The sequence below is a fragment of the Streptomyces sp. NPDC025784 genome (assembly GCF_055558435.1).
In genome coordinates this window covers 94,018-107,766 of the sequence record NZ_JBVHMN010000028.1, presented here as the reverse complement: position 1 = coordinate 107,766, position 13,749 = coordinate 94,018, and the positions used below count along the sequence as shown (strand labels likewise).

At 67.6% G+C, this 13,749-nt stretch carries 13 protein-coding genes and 5 pseudogenes; 11 read left to right on the top strand and 7 right to left on the bottom strand.

Annotation, left to right across the window (positions count from 1 at the left end; genetic code table 11):
• Nucleotides 1-14 precede the first annotated feature (14 nt).
• The gene (locus tag ACZ4IF_RS41430; RefSeq protein WP_467573422.1) at nucleotides 15-224 is read left to right on the top strand and encodes a hypothetical protein; all 210 of its coding nucleotides are present in this window, start codon (nucleotides 15-17) and stop codon (nucleotides 222-224) included.
• 178 nt (nucleotides 225-402) lie between these two features.
• Here ACZ4IF_RS41430 and ACZ4IF_RS41425 read toward each other — a convergent pair whose 3' ends face one another.
• A complete protein-coding gene (locus tag ACZ4IF_RS41425; protein WP_467573420.1) occupies nucleotides 403-792 on the bottom strand; it encodes a hypothetical protein in 390 nt (129 codons plus the stop codon).
• Nucleotides 793-862: 70 nt separating this feature from the next.
• On the opposite strand from ACZ4IF_RS41425, the pseudogene ACZ4IF_RS41420 reads away from it, so the two are divergent.
• Nucleotides 863-1,006 (top strand): annotated as a pseudogene (locus ACZ4IF_RS41420) (IS982 family transposase); the annotation flags it as partial.
• Between the two features lie 558 nt (nucleotides 1,007-1,564).
• On the opposite strand, the gene ACZ4IF_RS41415 reads toward ACZ4IF_RS41420, so the two are convergent.
• The gene (locus tag ACZ4IF_RS41415; RefSeq protein WP_467573416.1) at nucleotides 1,565-2,515 is read right to left on the bottom strand and encodes an alpha/beta hydrolase; all 951 of its coding nucleotides are present in this window, start codon (nucleotides 2,513-2,515) and stop codon (nucleotides 1,565-1,567) included.
• Nucleotides 2,516-2,768: 253 nt separating this feature from the next.
• Between ACZ4IF_RS41415 and ACZ4IF_RS41410 the strand changes: the two are divergent.
• The 4 genes and pseudogenes from ACZ4IF_RS41410 to ACZ4IF_RS41395 all read left to right on the top strand — a co-directional run.
• Nucleotides 2,769-2,963 (top strand): annotated as a pseudogene (locus ACZ4IF_RS41410) (pirin family protein); the annotation flags it as partial.
• A gap of 60 nt (nucleotides 2,964-3,023) precedes the next feature.
• A pseudogene (locus ACZ4IF_RS41405) lies at nucleotides 3,024-3,841 on the top strand (IS5 family transposase).
• Between the two features lie 175 nt (nucleotides 3,842-4,016).
• Nucleotides 4,017-4,451, top strand: coding sequence for a hypothetical protein (locus ACZ4IF_RS41400; protein WP_467573413.1), 435 nt, complete (start codon nucleotides 4,017-4,019; stop codon nucleotides 4,449-4,451).
• Nucleotides 4,452-4,473: 22 nt separating this feature from the next.
• Nucleotides 4,474-5,344 (top strand): annotated as a pseudogene (locus ACZ4IF_RS41395) (IS5 family transposase).
• 105 nt (nucleotides 5,345-5,449) lie between these two features.
• Here the strand turns inward: ACZ4IF_RS41395 and ACZ4IF_RS41390 are convergent.
• Nucleotides 5,450-6,499 (bottom strand): right-handed parallel beta-helix repeat-containing protein, encoded by a 1,050-nt coding sequence (locus ACZ4IF_RS41390; RefSeq protein ID WP_467573410.1) that lies wholly within the window; start codon nucleotides 6,497-6,499, stop codon nucleotides 5,450-5,452.
• A gap of 428 nt (nucleotides 6,500-6,927) precedes the next feature.
• On the opposite strand from ACZ4IF_RS41390, the gene ACZ4IF_RS41385 reads away from it, so the two are divergent.
• From ACZ4IF_RS41385 to ACZ4IF_RS41370, 4 genes are all read left to right on the top strand, one after another.
• A complete protein-coding gene (locus tag ACZ4IF_RS41385) occupies nucleotides 6,928-7,707 on the top strand; it encodes a gamma-glutamylcyclotransferase family protein (protein ID WP_467573407.1) in 780 nt (259 codons plus the stop codon).
• Nucleotides 7,708-7,913: 206 nt separating this feature from the next.
• Nucleotides 7,914-8,798, top strand: a complete 885-nt coding sequence (locus tag ACZ4IF_RS41380; RefSeq protein WP_467573404.1) for a sigma-70 family RNA polymerase sigma factor family protein — start codon at nucleotides 7,914-7,916, stop codon at nucleotides 8,796-8,798.
• A 354-nt stretch (nucleotides 8,799-9,152) separates the two neighbouring features.
• Nucleotides 9,153-10,121 (top strand): RNA polymerase sigma-70 factor, encoded by a 969-nt coding sequence (locus tag ACZ4IF_RS41375; protein ID WP_467573478.1) that lies wholly within the window; start codon nucleotides 9,153-9,155, stop codon nucleotides 10,119-10,121.
• A gap of 176 nt (nucleotides 10,122-10,297) precedes the next feature.
• On the top strand, nucleotides 10,298-10,888 hold the full coding sequence (locus ACZ4IF_RS41370; protein ID WP_467573400.1) for a hypothetical protein: 591 nt from the start codon (nucleotides 10,298-10,300) through the stop codon (nucleotides 10,886-10,888).
• A 287-nt stretch (nucleotides 10,889-11,175) separates the two neighbouring features.
• Here ACZ4IF_RS41370 and ACZ4IF_RS41365 read toward each other — a convergent pair whose 3' ends face one another.
• The 3 genes from ACZ4IF_RS41365 to ACZ4IF_RS41355 form a co-directional block, all read right to left on the bottom strand.
• Nucleotides 11,176-11,520 (bottom strand): hypothetical protein, encoded by a 345-nt coding sequence (locus ACZ4IF_RS41365; protein WP_467573397.1) that lies wholly within the window; start codon nucleotides 11,518-11,520, stop codon nucleotides 11,176-11,178.
• Nucleotides 11,521-11,829: 309 nt separating this feature from the next.
• A complete protein-coding gene (locus ACZ4IF_RS41360) occupies nucleotides 11,830-11,991 on the bottom strand; it encodes a hypothetical protein (RefSeq protein ID WP_467573395.1) in 162 nt (53 codons plus the stop codon).
• 192 nt (nucleotides 11,992-12,183) lie between these two features.
• The gene (locus tag ACZ4IF_RS41355; protein WP_467573392.1) at nucleotides 12,184-12,600 is read right to left on the bottom strand and encodes a hypothetical protein; all 417 of its coding nucleotides are present in this window, start codon (nucleotides 12,598-12,600) and stop codon (nucleotides 12,184-12,186) included.
• A gap of 101 nt (nucleotides 12,601-12,701) precedes the next feature.
• Between ACZ4IF_RS41355 and ACZ4IF_RS41350 the strand changes: the two are divergent.
• Nucleotides 12,702-13,035 (top strand): annotated as a pseudogene (locus ACZ4IF_RS41350) (transposase); the annotation flags it as partial.
• A gap of 60 nt (nucleotides 13,036-13,095) precedes the next feature.
• Here the strand turns inward: ACZ4IF_RS41350 and ACZ4IF_RS41345 are convergent.
• Nucleotides 13,096-13,542: a hypothetical protein gene (locus ACZ4IF_RS41345; RefSeq protein WP_467573390.1), complete on the bottom strand. Its 447-nt coding sequence runs from the start codon at nucleotides 13,540-13,542 to the stop codon at nucleotides 13,096-13,098.
• Between the last annotated feature and the right edge of the window lie 207 nt (nucleotides 13,543-13,749).

Sequence of the window (13,749 nt, the reverse complement as noted above, 5' to 3'; positions counted from 1 at the left end):
AGAGAGGACGTCTGATGACCATGGCATCCGAGAACCGACTGGCCTTCACGGCCACGGTCGAGGCGCTGACCGCCAAGGCCACCGAGCTCGAAATCCGCGTCCACGAGCTCCACCGGGCGCTCGCCGACCTCAACGTGCGGATGCAGGAGGTGTCCAACGCGCTGTGCCACGCCTCCCGTTCGACAGGCCCGCCCGACGACGGTCTCCCTGATACGGCACCGTAATCAGAACGCGTCGCGTGGACGGGAACGAACGGACGCTTACTTCTTTCTGGCCCGTATGCGCCCTAGATGATCAATTCGAAGGGATGCCTGCGGAGTGTGGGGTGGGCGGCGGCCGAAGCCACCGCGAGACGGTCAGGCGGCGGGCTGCCGGCCCTGGTTGTCGAGGTGGCAGCGAGCGTCAGGCATCTGGGTCGACTTCGGGGTGCGTGAACCGCACGGGCTTGCCCAGCGACCGGGCGTAGGCGATCTCGGCTCGGGTGCTGTCTCCGATGTAGTCGCCGACCACGAGCACCTCATCAGCGAGCCGGATCTTCGCCCGGTGCAGATCGTCGAGTCGAACCTTCAGCGCCGCGGCCTCGACAGGATCGGACCAAAGTTCGTGCGGCGACTTCATGTCACAGCCCGGTTTGACGACAATCCTTCCGGCTTTGGTCTCCCGCAGATCGGCCTCGTTCATGTCGGTCATGAAGCGGGTGGAGCCACAGATCACGACGATACGCGGGAGGCTCAACAGCTTCTTCGCGTCGGCGAGTTTCTCCTCGGGGGTGAGCAGTCGCGGGGATGACACTGGTTCCTCCTGGTGATGTGGTCCAAGGAGTGCCGGCGGAGACGAGAACGAGGGTATCCAACATCGTTTTGTGACGAACGACGTGAACACCCTCGCGGCAGCACTCTCTGCGACGACCGACGACATGCTGAAGGAGCATCCCGAGCTGGCGCCGTGGCGCCCGCCGGTCGGCATTGCGCTCAGCCTGAGCGATGCCGAACTGGTCACCCTCGCAGCGAGCGGGCAGTACGGTGCCCTCTCGCGGCGGCGGGGTGGTGCAGAGCAGTGCCGCCCGGCCGCCGACATCAACCGGTCAGCAGACCCGTCCGCGCCGCCTTCTGGATCAGCGGGGGACGTCATGGGGACGGGAGACACTCACCGCGTGCGAAGCCCGCACCTCCGCGGTGTGGGTGCCGATCTCCCGTAGGAGTGGTCGGCGAGCACGACGGGTCCGTCGATGCCGACCAGGAGTTGTTCGACGTATGCGGCGTCCCTGCGCAGCCCTCGGAGTGGATGTGCCGTGGGTGATTACCGGATGGCCCTCCCGCTTCAGCTTCCTCACGAAGTCGTTCCAGCTGGTGGAATCGGCGAACGCGCCGCCGTGCACGCGCACCTCGGTCGACTTACGGGTTCCCGAGGACGCTGCTCTGCCGGCGCTCGTCGGCGCGACGGACGTGGCAAGGAGTGCGGTGGCGACGGTGGCCGTGGCCAGGAGCGAGGGCGGTTGGGCGCACCTGACCCTGGCGGTGCAGAGCACGAACCGGCGTGCGTCCGATGACCCGTCGGCTGCGGGTCAGTTGGCGTGGAGCGCCGTGCGCAGGGTGCGAACGGCCTGCTCGAGTGCGGCAGTGGCCGCCTGTGTGGACCGGACGGGGTTCAGCATCAGGAAATCGTGCAGGATGCCGTTGTAGCGGACGCTGGTGGTGGGAACCCCGGCCTGCGTCAACTTGCGGGCGTATGCCTCGCCTTCGTCCCGCAGCACGTCGTTCTCGTCGACGATGACAAGCGCCGGCGGCAGCCCTTCCAGATCCTTCAGGTCGGCCCGCAGCGGCGACGCCGTGATCTCGGCCCGCTGCCCGGGATCCGTGGTGTAGCAGTCCCAGAACCAGGCCATGGCCTTGGCGGTGAGGAAGGGGCCGTCCGCGAACTCCCGGTAGCTTTCGGTGTCCTGGGCAGCGTCCGTGACGGGGTAGTACAGCGACTGGTGCACGAAGGTCACGTCGCCGCGCTGCTTGGCCATGAGGGTCAGCGCAGCCGTCATGTTGCCGCCGACGGAGTCGCCGGCGACAGCCATACGCGAGGCGTCCAGGCCGTGCAGGGCTCCCCTGGCCGCGATCCATCGGGCAGCCGCATACGCCTGCTCGATGGCGACCGGGTACGTGGCCTCCGGGGCACGGTCGTACTCGACGAACGCCACGGCGGCATGCGCGCCGACGGCGAGCTCCCGCACCAGGCGGTCATGGGTACCCGCGTTGCCGAGCACCCAGCCCCCGCCGTGCACGTACAGGACGACCGGCAGGGAGCCCACGGCGTCGACGGGCTTCACGATACGCACCTGCACATCACCGACCGCCGCCGGCACCGTGACCCAGTCGTCCCGGACGTCGGGCATCTCGACAGGCGCCGACTGCACGTAGTCAAGGACCTTCCGAGCGCCCTCAGGACCGAGTTCGTACAGGAAAGGCGGCTGGGCCGTCGCCTCCGCAAGCTCCTGAGCTGCGGTTTCGAGAACGGGCTTGTTCATGGTCTGCTCCTGTGGGTGGTCAAGCCTGTGTGCTGCTTCCACCCGTATGACCGGGCACCTCTCGCAGGTGTGACGCGGCGCACTGGAAGGTCTTCACTCATCCGTACAGTGATTATGGTGTGATCGATAGGTCGGCGGCTTCACACTGTGCACAGGCCAACGTGACCTCCCCCGGATCCGATGTCCAGCGCCAGTCCCGTCGTGAGCGGGAAGGTCCGGGGGGAGCGGCAGCCCGGCCAGGACTTCGACCCTGCCCTCACCACACCGTTTTCGCCGCACGGTCACTGGAAGAAGGACGCGTTCTGCGAGCAACACGGAGACCCACGCCGGCGAGCTGAACCTCATGACCGGCGGCTTCGGGATCAGCCGCTCTGAGGTCTCCACGCAGCGCACCACCGTGCACGGTCTGCAACTGTGGGTCGCTCTCCCCGAGAAGCACCGCCTTACTGGCTCTAACAAAAGCGGTTTGATCATGTGACTGTTGGCTTGATCGTTCGTTGATGTGGGCATGGGGAAGCGTCAGTCGCGGCCGTGGATCGTGTCGGACGAACTGTGGTCGCTCATCGAGCCATTGCTGCCCGAGCCGCCGCCGAAGCAGGTGGAGGGACGGCCGCGGGTGCCGGACCGCCAGGCCCTGTGCGGGATCCTGTTCGTCCTGCACACCGGCATCCAGTGGGAGTACCTGCCCCAGGAGCTCGGCTTCGGCTCGGGCATGACGTGCTGGCGCCGACTGGCGGCCTGGAACGAGGCCGGTGTCTGGGACCAGCTCCACCAGCTGCTGCTCAACAAGCTCCGGTCGAAGAACCAGCTGGACTGGTCGCGGGCGGTGATCGACTCCTCCCACGTCAGGGCCGCACGCAGGGGCCCAAGAGCGGACCCAGCCCGGTCGACCGCGCACGTCCGGGCAGCAAGCACCACATCATCACCGACGGGCAGGGCATCCCGCTCGCAGTGTCGCTGACCGGCGGCAACCGCAACGACGTCACCCAACTCCTGCCGCTGCTGGACAAGATTCCCGCTGTGGCGGGAGCTGTCGGCCGGCCGCGCAGGCGGCCCGACATGCTCTTCGCGGACCGGGGCTACGACCATAACAAGTACCGCCGGCTGCTGCGGCAGCGCGGGATCCGCCCGGTGATCGCCGAACGAGGCCAGCCGCACGGCACCGGTCTCGGCACCTTCCGGTGGGTCGTCGAGCGGACGATCTCCTGGCTGCACGGCTTCCGCCGCCTACGGATCCGCTGGGAACGACGCGACGACATCCACGAGGCCTTCCTCGGACTCGCCGTCTGCCTGATCACCCACCGACACGTCCAGAGGCTTTGTTAGGGCCAGTTAGGGCCTGTCTGACAAATGATCAGGGAGTGACCCATGTCGGAGGGACCAGGGGTAGAGTGGCGCCGCTTCCACTGCTCCGTGGCCACCGGGGTCGCGGACGCTGAAGAGCCTGCTGGTTGAGATGCAAAGGAAACGTGTGGCGGGGCGACAAACAAAGTTGGTGGGCTTGCCGGTTTCTTTCGACCGACCGCTGCGCCTGTTTGCCTACATCATTGGGCACAGCCAGGTCCTGCTTCGTGGCGAGCAGGACATCGAGGCCGGCCTGCCAACCACGGTGGAGATTCTTTTCAGAGATGTCGGCACGCTCTCGGTCCGCGATCACTACCGAGCACTGACCGTACGACTCGCCTCCCCAACGGAGGAGGAGCAGCTTCGGGCTGCGGATTCTCGCCCCTGGTACGACTGGCGCGCGTTCATCCTGGAAACCGAGTCCGGTAACAACGGCCATGTAGTGGCTGGCGCGATGTACTGGGCGGAGAGTTCCTCGCCCGCCGATTACAGCAGCTTCCTGATTCCCGAGTACGATCTGCCGCGGTTTCGACCGGACCGGCCTATGCCGGCTGAACCGGCCACCATCTACACCACTTTTCCGCGCGGTTGAGGCGTGTCAGATAATCGATCTTGTGGCAGGTCGAGAAGGTGAGTTGACGGACGCGGCGTGGGAGCGCATAGAGCCCCTGTTGCCGCAGGTAGACAGGCGTGGCCGTCCGTGGCGTGATCACCGCCAGGTGGTCAACGGCGTGCTGTGGCGGTTGCGGACCGGGGCTCCGTGGCGGGATCTGCCCGAACGGTACGGGCCGTGGCAGACCGTCTACGAGCGGTTCGCCCGCTGGGAGGCGGACGGGACCTGGACATAGTTGCTGGGGCACGTCCAGGTCCGCGACGACGCGGTGGGCCAGGTGGAGTGGACCGTGTCCGTCGACTCCACGATCAACCGGGCCCACGAGCACGCCGCCGGGCCCGCAAAAGGGGGCCGCAGACGGGCACGAACTGGAAGATCCGGGCCGCTCGCAAGCGCGCCAGGTCCTCGGCCGGTCCCGAGGCGGGCTGACCACCAAGGTCCACCTCGCCGTCGACGGCCGGGGTCTGCCCCTGTCGATCGTGCTCACGCCCGGCAACACCAACGATGCCACCGCGTTCAGCCGGGTCCTCGACGGGATCCGCGTTCCCCGGGCCTCCGCGGGCCGCCCACGCACGACACCGGAGCGGGTGCTGGGCGACAAGGCGTATTCCAGCCGGGCGATCCGCCACCTGCTGCGGCGCCGAAGCATCGCCACCACCATCCCCGAACGCCGCGACCAGGTGGCCAACCGCCGCCGACGCGGAATCCTCGGCGGCCGGCCGCCAGCCTTCGACAAGGACATCTACCGCGACCGCAACGTGGTCGAACGATGCTTTGCCCACCTGAAGCAGATCCGCGCCATCGCCACCCGGTTCGACAAACTCGCCGACCGTTACCGTGCCGGACTCGTCCTGGCCTCCCTGATCCTCTGACTCCGCGAACCCGCCAGGTGATCATTTGTCAGACAAGCTCTAGGGCACCGGACTTCCGGCACGACGCGTGTCTGTGGCCGCCTGGGAGAATCGGCGTCGATGTCGTCAGGTCGTACAGCCGGGGACGCCGCCGGTGCAGTCGTCCGGGCGGTTGTCGCGCACCGTGGAGTCGTCCAGCGTCACCGTGCCGCCGCCGTTGGAGATGCCGCCGCCGCTGTTCGCCGCCGTGTTGCGCTCCACTGTCGAGTCGTTCAGCTGCATCGTGCCCTGGTTGAGGAGGCCGCCGCCGTCGGTGGCCGTGTTCTCGACCACCGTGGAGTGGCCGAGCGTTGCCGTGCCGGCGTTGTAGATACCGCCGCCGCTGGCGTCAGCGGTGTTGTTGCGTACGGTGGACCTGTCGAGCTTCGCCGTGCCCTCGACGACGAAGATGCCGGCGGCGTAGGTGGCCGCGTTCTCCTCCACCGTGGAGTGGTTCAGCGCCAGCGTGCCCTTGCTGAAGATGCCGCCGCCGTTGGAAGCGGTGCCGTTGCCGGTTGTCGCGGTGTTGTTGCCCACCGTCGAGTTGTTCAGCGTCACCGTGCCGCCGTCGTTGTAGATGCCGCCGCCGCCACTCACTGCCGTGCCGTCGAGGCCACTTGCCGCGGCGTTGTTGCCCACCGTGGAGTCGTTCAGCGTCACCGTGCCGCCGTCGTTGTAGATGCCGCCGCCACCACTGGTGCCGCTCGTCGCGGTGTTGAACCGAACCGTGGTGTGGTCCAGCGTCACCGTGCTGCCGCCGGTGTTGGAGATGCCGCCGCCCGCGACCGCGGTGCCGTCGGCGATGGTCAGGGAGGACAGCCACACCCGGGCGGCGTCGGTCACCGTCACGGTGGCGCCGGCGTGGTTGCCGTCGAGGACCGCGTGCCCCCGACCGATCAGGGTCAGGTCGTTGGCGAGGGTGAAGGGGCCGACGCAGGTCCCCTTCACCCGTAGCGTCGCCCCTGGCGCTGCACTGGTGATCGCGCGCTGCAGGGCTTGGGGGTCGTCCTCGCCGTTCACGCCGGAACCGTTCTTGTCCGTGGCCGCGGCGGGGCCCCCGACCAGGCCGAGCGCCCCCACGGTCGCCATGACCGCCGCCCATCGCCGCCGGGCCGCCCCGGGTGCTCGCATCACCATCTGTGTCCTCGAGTTCGGCGCGCGGGCGCCCGGCGCTCGTCCTTGTGCGAGGGAACCTGCCTGGACGCCCCGACGTCAGAGATGCTGCCCCTGGTGGGCGGGGGCCTCCCGCAGGCGGCCATGGCGTCCGCCGAACAGCCGAAGTCGGCGACCGGCATGGCTCAGGAACCGTGCTCGGCGGACCCCGCGGGAGGTGCTGTCCGGGTGTCGACACGGGCTTCGTGACCACGAACCCGAAGGTGTTCAGTGCCGGCAACGCGCGTCGGGAATCGACGTCGGTGAACGGTACGGCCGATAGATTCCGACACACGGTTGATCCAGACACCCCTCCCACATCGAGGACGGCAGCGTCCTTGCCGTGACGGGCGGCGGCCGTGGCCTGAAATCCGGAAGAACACCTTTCCCTTTTGTGCAGCCGGGAGACACGAATGAACGTCGAGTTCGCCATCGAACGGCGCACAGCGGTGCGACTGGCAGGAATGATGGCACTCGGGGCGAGCGGTGCATTCGTGGCAGCCTGCACGGGTACGGGCTCCTCGAAATCCCGTCCGGCGGGAAAGCCTTTGCCGGCGCCCACGGGGAGCGACTTCATCTTCGGGTACGGTTCGCTGATCCAGCGAGCATCGCGAACGTCGACCTGGGCCAAGGCGGAGGAAGCTGTGCCGGTGGTGGTCCGGGGAATCAGCCGCGGCTGGTACGACAGGGTGGACACGGTCAGTTGGAGCCCCACGTACCTCGGTGCCGTCTCCAAGGAGGACGCCCGATGCAATGGCGTCATCTTCCCCGTCACCCCGGAGGAACTCAGGGACTACGCACGACGTGAATCCGGATACCGTCCCACGCGGATCCCGTCACGCAACATCACCGTGCTGGACGGCAGCACAAGTCCGCCCGTCGGCACCGTATGGTATTTCGCCAACGTCACCCGACGTTATCCGAGCGAGCGATACCCCATCGTCCAGTCCTATGTGGACGTGTGCCTGGGCGGCTGCCTGGAAAACGAGGAGCGCTTTCCGGAAGCCCGAAAAGCCCAGTTCGCCAAAGAGTTCATCAGAACCACGTCCGACTGGCGGGCGCCCTGGTTCAACGACCGGATCTACCCCTGGCGACCCACGGTCCACGTTCCCAGGGCCAACACCATCGACACACTGATCCGTGACGAACTCGGCGAGGACCTCTTCGACCAGATCACCCTTCCCCGTAGGTGAACAGGCACGGCGCACGGGTGAGGACAGTTTCACAAAGGTGTCACAACATCTGCCGCTGTCCGGTCTGTAGGGGTGAGCGCGCGAAGATGTGGCGCGCGATCATCCCGCCGACCAGGCGTCATGTCTGCTGAAGCCTTCCTGAACGCCGTGGAGGTCCTTCAGCGCGGGCTGCGTCGAGTGGTGCCGTGTGAGAGGGAGGATGCCGTATGGACCGTGCGGATGACGCGGTGCCGATCGTGGAGCTGCTCGACGAGCGGCGGCATCTGCTCGATGTCGCGCATTGGATGCTGGGCAGCAGCAGCGAGGCCGAGTGCGTGATCGACGAGACCTACCGCCGCTGGTACGAGCTGCCTCGCCCGGCGCGGGCACAGATCGCCGCCCCCCGTTCGTGGCTCGCACAGGTCGTCGGCGGCATCTGCCTGGCCAGGCTGTCCCTGCCCGGACCGGGCAAGAGCGATCCCCGGAACCATGGGGAGACGCGGACGGGTGCGGAACGTCCCGACGTAAAGCTTCAGGAGGCGGTCGGCGAGGTTCTGCGCGGTGCGCTGGCCTCGCTGTCTTCGGCCGAGCGGGCGGCGTTCATCCTCAATGACGTCTTCGGCCGGGCGCCGGACAGGGCCGTGGGGACCGGGGGACAGCCGGAGCGCGCCGACCCTGTACTGCGCAGCCTGGGAGCGCGACGCCCGCAGCGCACGGCAGCGCACCAGCACGACACGGTGGCCCGCGCCTTCCGGCAGGCATGGCTGACGCAGGACGCGGCACTCCTGACCTCCTTGCTGGCGCCCGATGCGACAGCACTCTTCGACGGCGGTGGCAAGGTCCGGGCCCTGGTCACGCCCGTGCACGGCAATCGGCAAGTCGCCCGCAGCCTGCTTTCACTGCTGCCCGGTTCCCCACGCACCAGCCTGGACACCCGGTCCGTCAACGGACGGACCGGCCTCGTGGCGACCTGCGACCACCAGGTCGCCGCGGTCATCAGCCTCCACATCGCCGACCACCGCATCACCCACGTCTGGGCCACCCTCAACCCGGACAAACTCCGGCCCTGGAACCAGCCACGCACCCCCTCCCGGCCCGCCGAAGGCGGATGACGACGCCGCTGAGCACGTGAGGAATGAGGCGTGAGACCATTGTTCACACGTTGGTGCACGCTGCGTCGAGACGGCACGGGCAGTGCGTGCGAATGGACGATGAACGTGGGATAGCACCCACCACGACCTGCGGATACTGCTCCCGTGGGTAACCACTTGGAGTGGCGAAACTTGTCACACGAAGCGGGCGGTTCCGGTCTAGAGATCAGATGCGATGGGAGCAGCCGTGGCCACAGGAGACCACAGCCCCTGGGGCAGCCGGGCAACCGACGACGGAGCGGGCCATCGTGCGGTGGCCGTATGACCACGCCGCTCCACCGCACCGACATCCGGAGGATGGGAGACAGCAGGACCATGCAGCAGGAGACGTCCCGCTCGGAAAGCACTCTCGAAGAGGCCGTTTCCGTGTTCGTGGAGCTCCGTCCGCGTCTCTTCGGTATCGCATACCGAGTGCTGGGAAGCGCGGTCGAGGCAGAAGACGTGATTCAGGAAGTGTGGCTGCGCTGGCAGAAGACCGACCGTTCGACGGTGGTCAGCCCTGTGGCGTTTTTGTCGAGTGCGACCACCCGGCTGGCCATCAACGTGGCTCAGTCCGCCCGTGTGCGCCGCGAGATCTACATCGGTCCATGGCTGCCCGAGCCCCTCGACACGAGCACCGACCCGGAGGCGGGAGCCGAGCGTGCCGAGGCCCTCGAACTGGCACTGCTCCTCCTGATGGAGAGACTCACTCCCACCGAGCGCGCCGCGTACGTGCTCCGCGAGGCGTTCGACTACGCCTACGCCGAGATAGCGGAGATCCTTCAACTCAGCCTGGTCAACGTGCGGAAGATCGTGAGCCGGGCCCGCCGGCATCTCTCGACCGGCCGGCGAGTCACCGTGGACACGGACGAGCACCGCAGGCTCCTCGAAGCTTTCGTCGCGGCGGCGCAAACGGGAAATGTGGCCGAGCTCGAGGCCCTCCTCACTCCGGACGCCATCAGTCTGTCCGACGGCAACGGCCTGCGAGGTGCCGCTCGCCTGCCCGTTCTGGGCCGCTCACGCGTGGCGAACCTGGCGACGGCCACCCAGCAGTTCTGGCGCGACGCGGAGGTCCGCGCCGTGCAGGCCAACGGACGGCACGCCGTGATGATCTACCGGGACGGCCGGCCCACGACCTTCCTGACGATCGCGGCGTCGCAACGGGGCATTCACCAGCTGATGTGGGTGTTCACCCCCAGCAAGATCGCCGCATTCCTCGACTCGTACTCTCGCTCCACGTCGGCGCTCGGCGCTCGGCCTCCACGTCGGCGCTCGGCGCTCGACGCTCTCAAGGACGCATCGTAGCCACGACGTGATCGCACCGATGGCACCGTGTTCCACGCTGCCTGTTTCACCTGTGTTCCGGAGTGCACTCCTGCATATGATGACTCGGGGGGAACCCATCCCGGCGTTCCGGCCGAACAGCACCGCAAGCGGGTCGGCAGGGGCGTGACACGAAGGGTCGAGGATGAGAGGAACACATGGTCTCCGGCACCCGCGCTGCGCACAACATTGAGATCACCGCTGAGAGTCTCCAGGAGGAACTGGCACGCCTGCAGGTTCAGAAGCAGGCGCTGGAGAGGGAACTGGCCGCGGTCGTAGCGCACCTCGGCTCCGTCCAGCGGGCCCTCAGCGCGATCGAGGGCCTGATGCTCACTGCGCCCGACTCGGTCCCCTTGGGCGCTCCCCGTGGTGCGGCTGCCGGCGCCGACCAGGTATCGGCACCCGCGAAGCCACAAGCGGACCTGGCCTCCTCTGCGCCGGCCGACGCCGCGCCGAAGAAGGCCGCACCGCGGATCGGGCAGCCCGAGAGCCGGCAGGACGCCAAACGGCGTTCCGCCTCCGATGCTGCCGACGGACAGCGGAAGTACGGGGAGCTCACCGAGCAGATCCTCGAGTATTTCGGCACGGTCGGCCAGGCGGATGTGCGTGCGCGCGACGTGGCCGCGGCGCTCGGCCGCGATGCCGACAACGGGAGTATCAACGCGGTCCGGAGCACACTCGATCGCCTGGTCGGCACGTCGCGTGTCCGCCGCACCGGCCGGGGGCTCTACCGCGCCACACGCTCCTAGCGTCCGGCGGAGACTTCACCCATTGGCGCGGAGACATGACCGGCGCGGCTCCTGCACCGCGAGCAATGTCCGGGCGCCACCCAAGGTGCGGTGGCGCCCGGGACGGGTCGCCTGCTCGGCTCTAGGACAGCAGGTGACAACGCGTTCCGGAACCCTCACGGGGGGATCGTGTGACGCCAGGCCCGAAACGCTGTGTTCAGCATATCAAAACATTTGTTCCGGTCGGCGCAAGCCCTTCCCACAGCGAATATGTTGTGTCGGCTGGCGACAGTGTTACGGCTGGACGGTCAGCCGGCGGTGCCGACGAGCACCGCGATGCACAGGGCGAACATGACCGAGGTGATGAGGGTCGCCGCGCCGTACGCACCACGGCGTAGCTGCGCGTAGCGCTTGGCGTGGTGCTCTTCCACCGCGGTGATGTGGTCCGTGATGTGCCGAGTCATCTTCCGGCACATACAGATCTGCTCTTCCACGTACCACCACTCGATCTCGGCCCGCTGCGTCTCGCTCAGCCCGGCCACGCGCGCGGCGAACTCGGCAGCACGGCAGTGGGCCGTATTGCGATGGGCTTCCCAGTACAGGAATCCTTCGATGTCGGTCAGGCCGCGTGCGGCCTCGTCGCTGGCGTCCACAGGGTCCTCACGGCGGGGAACGGGGCGTCGATCGGCGCAGCGGAAGCGCCCTCGCCGCGACAACACAGTGTGTACGGCCAAGGGCGTCCGCGCCTCGACGATGGATGGCGGAACTGCGTCGGTTCCGACCCCTCACGGGGCACCGGATCAATTCCGCAATTCAGCATATCCCGCTCGCGATTGCGGCAACGGCCGGGGTCCCTGCGTGCGCTCGCCGATCGTGTGACATGCAACTGCACACATGTCACACCCTGAGCGTCTGCCCGGCGTGACCATGCGTGCCGGACCCGTGTCACCGCACCGGACCGGCTACTGCGTGCGCCGCAGACAGTCCTCGTAGCGCGTGGAGGCCACATCAGCGCCCGCCAGGGTGTGCCACCAGCGTGCCGCGGCCCGGCCCGGCCCGGCCCGGCCCGGCTCGTCGAGCGCGACGCCCCCGGGGCCCGCGATGGTACGGCCGGGGAACTGCATCAGACGGGAGAGAAACTGCAGGTCGTCACGGCGAGGACCGGAGGGACTGCAACGCCGCGACTAACTGACCGTTTCGGAATGAGGTTCACAGACGGCGGAGGCATGTGCTCGCATGGGTGCTGCGGTCCCTTGCGGAGAGTGCCTCCCGCGTTGGCTGCCTGCAGGCCCAACCCGCTAGTCGCTAGTGCCGCATCAAGCAACGTTCGCCCTGGTGAGGAACCAAGCCAACACAGCCACGCCGATGGGTAACGCAACAAGGTAGCCGAGGAGGATACCGACGCCCGGATCAGCCAGCGCAGGAAAGGCCCAGTTCACTGCCGCAGCCACGAGCAGTCTCACCGTCGCCAGCGCAAGGAGAGCGGCAACAACAGCAAGCCGACGCGGCGGGCCCGCCTCGCGGTACAACTCAGCCGCAGGCCCGATCGCGATCAGGCCCGTCACGAGAAGGACGAAACCAGTGTCGGGCAGCCACCCGAACGGCCACCCCACCAGAGCGACCAACCCGGAGACAGCAAGGCCGCCCATTTCCAGCGCGACGGTGGACACCACCGGGTGGTCCCACGAGCGGCGTCGGATCGAGCCGCTCCCACTGTCCTTCTCATCGGCCACGTCGTCAGAGTAGCCATCGACAGGGCGAACGTTGCCTGATGCGGCACTAGTGACGTCACTTCCGGCGGCGTGGTCGTAGGGGTGGCAATCCGCTCGCGGCCGCGGCGCTAGGCAACGACCGGGCACGGTTCGCCGACGCCCGGGCGCTGAAGTCGTACGCCGGATCCGCGCCTTTCACCCGGGCCTCCGGCAAAAAAGGCGCTTCGTCGGCCGCCGGTTCGTGAAGAACAACCGCCTCATCAACGCCGGCTTTCTTTGGGCCTTCGCCTCCCTCACCGCCTCACCGGGAGCGAACGCTCGCTACCGGCGCTGACGCGACCACGGAGACTGGCATGCCGCCGCGCAACGGCACTTGCTGAACCGCTTCCTCGGCCGCTCCATCACTGCCTCAAGACCCGGCAGTTCTTCGACGAACAACGTGCCTTCGCGCCGCTGGCTCTGTCTCCGGAAGCGTCGAGCGCTCAGACATGGTCAGGGCCGCTGTCGGCTTGCCGCTTACCCGCCTGCCCTGTCCGCTCCGGTTGCCCTGCTCAACTGGGCGGCGAGACGGACGGCGGTCTTCTCTCCGGCTCGCTGCCTGATCAGACCCTCTTTGGCAGCTGCACGAAGCCAGACCTCCGAGCTGTCCCCATCGGCCTTCAGCACTCGCGCGGTCACCACTACGGGATTCAGACCGCCAGCACCGCCGCTGGCGACAATGCGGATTGTTTCGTCCTCACCCAGGCGAACTGGCACGGTCTCAATGACGTGGCCCGCCCTTACGAGCACACCGGAGACGCGCTTCATCGCATCGTCGAAGGGCAAGGGAACAAGCAGATCGACCTCATGGACGTTCTTCCTCATCAGCTTGGCTACCACTCGGACCAAGCGACCACTACCCCCACCCATTGCGCCGAGAGCAGCAAGCTCCTCAGCCAAGATCTGGTCTTCGCTCTGATCCACGGACCCCCACCCTCACCGACAGACCGCTCCTACCGGGCGACCACATGCTGTTCCACCTGGCAGACCATGGTGACGTATGCCGATCGTTGAAGCACGCCTCGGCTTGCCATCACCCCGACCAGGCAGACGGCTTGACTTGTTGACCCCCCGAGATGTCTTTGAGGGCCCGGACACGCGAGCCGCGCAGCACATACTTCCGGCCGCCGT